The organism is Treponema sp. R80B11-R83G3 (genome assembly GCF_054786115.1).
The window spans coordinates 1-1327 of sequence record NZ_BDHF01000224.1 but is presented as its reverse complement, the minus strand read 5'-3'; the positions used below and the strand labels follow the sequence as shown (position 1 = coordinate 1327).

The window sequence follows — 1327 nt, the reverse complement described above, 5'->3', positions numbered from 1 at the left end:
GCAATTTGCTTTATATGCGAACCTGCCATGAAGGGCGCGTCCTTGTTTCTATGCACAAACGTAAAGTCCTCGCTTCCGGGGCTTCTTTTATTTTCCAAGTAGTTCCGGCGCAATCAGACAGCGCGGAAAATAGCAGTGAAGGGGGGAAATGGGCGTTATGTGAAAACGCATATATACACCGTAAGCCCTTGCCGATTTGCCCCGGAAGAATAGTACTACTCTTAGATAAAAAAATCCCTGCCTTTCGGCAGGGTCGGCTAGGCGCGGCTGAACTGAATCATAACCGCTCCTATTTTTAATATACGGCAATCCATAGTGATTTTCAAGTGTTTTCTGTCGGTTTTTCACTTCTTGCCCTTCGCTGTTTTTTTGTGCTTTTGCCCTTTTCCGGTGTTTCAGGCTTTTTGGGTCTACCCATAGGTGCGTTTTTTATAATCTCTAACGCCGATATTTCATACAGTGCATCCTTAGAAACAGGTTTAACACCGTTTTGAAATAAGCGTTGGTTTACTGTATTTGTTGTTATTTTAAGTATATCTGCCATTTCCCTAACGGTGATATATTCCCCGCTTTTTATCTTCATAATCTTTATTATATATCGGATGTGTAAGATGTAAATAAAAATCTAATCACAAATTAGACATTTTACGATACAAAATATAAGTAAAAACGCAAAAAATCTTTTAAAAAAGTGAAAAGATTTTTTCAAAACGCTTGACATAAGTATAATTAGTAATTAGACTTATAATATAAAGAGATTATGGAGGTATGAAATGAAAAACAGCGAAATGAAAAGCAAAGTAGTAACACTGGCCAATCGGCTTACTTCGCGAATGGGCGGAGATAAGAGCGCGGCTTTCGTGAAAGCCTGGGCAATCGTAAAGGCGGGTAAATTGGAACTGGCGGTAAAGGGTACGTCCTTCGGCAACAGGCAGGAAGCATTAAAAAGGCTTGCCGCTTACAAGCCGGATCAGATTAAGGCGGTATTAGTGCCGGAGCCGGAGAATCCGGCAGATCACAACGCCGTTGCGGTTCTGGTAGGTGTTAAGGGCGGTAAGGGCTTATATCGGTTGGGGTATGTTCCCCGCGATATGGCGGCGGTTGTTACGGCAATGGGCGTAAAAGTTCCGGCACTCCGTGTTGTCTGCGGCACATGGGGATGGGCTTCAAAAACAACCTTCGGGGCGCGGGTCGCCCTGACGGTATAGCACATAACGGAGAAAAGGATATGAAAACAAAAAAAACACAGCCGTATATCGACTATGACAAGGCGGCTTTTCTGACGCGCCTTTATGATTTTATCAATCGCGCAAATCAAATGCGCGAA

3 protein-coding genes are annotated in these 1327 nt (G+C 43.3%); 2 read left to right on the top strand and 1 reads right to left on the bottom strand.

Annotated features, from left to right (window positions below):
- Window positions 1-299, top strand: a 299-nt coding sequence (locus ACYVRH_RS12830; RefSeq protein WP_461257290.1) for a hypothetical protein, incomplete at its 5' end; no start/stop codon positions are given.
- Between the two features lie 23 nt (window positions 300-322).
- Here the strand turns inward: ACYVRH_RS12830 and ACYVRH_RS12825 are convergent.
- Window positions 323-583, bottom strand: a complete 261-nt coding sequence (locus ACYVRH_RS12825; RefSeq protein WP_461257289.1) for a hypothetical protein — start codon at window positions 581-583, stop codon at window positions 323-325.
- 190 nt (window positions 584-773) lie between these two features.
- On the opposite strand from ACYVRH_RS12825, the gene ACYVRH_RS12820 reads away from it, so the two are divergent.
- Window positions 774-1208: an HIRAN domain-containing protein gene (locus tag ACYVRH_RS12820; RefSeq protein WP_461257288.1), complete on the top strand. Its 435-nt coding sequence runs from the start codon at window positions 774-776 to the stop codon at window positions 1206-1208.
- Window positions 1209-1327 lie beyond the last annotated feature (119 nt).

Excerpts from the sequence above, each read along its gene's own strand:
- ACYVRH_RS12825 (WP_461257289.1), bottom strand. The coding sequence starts at position 583 with ATGAAGATAAAAAGCGGGGAATATATCACCGTTAGGGAAATGGCAGAT.
- ACYVRH_RS12820 (WP_461257288.1), top strand. The coding sequence starts at position 774 with ATGAAAAACAGCGAAATGAAAAGCAAAGTAGTAACACTGGCCAATCGG.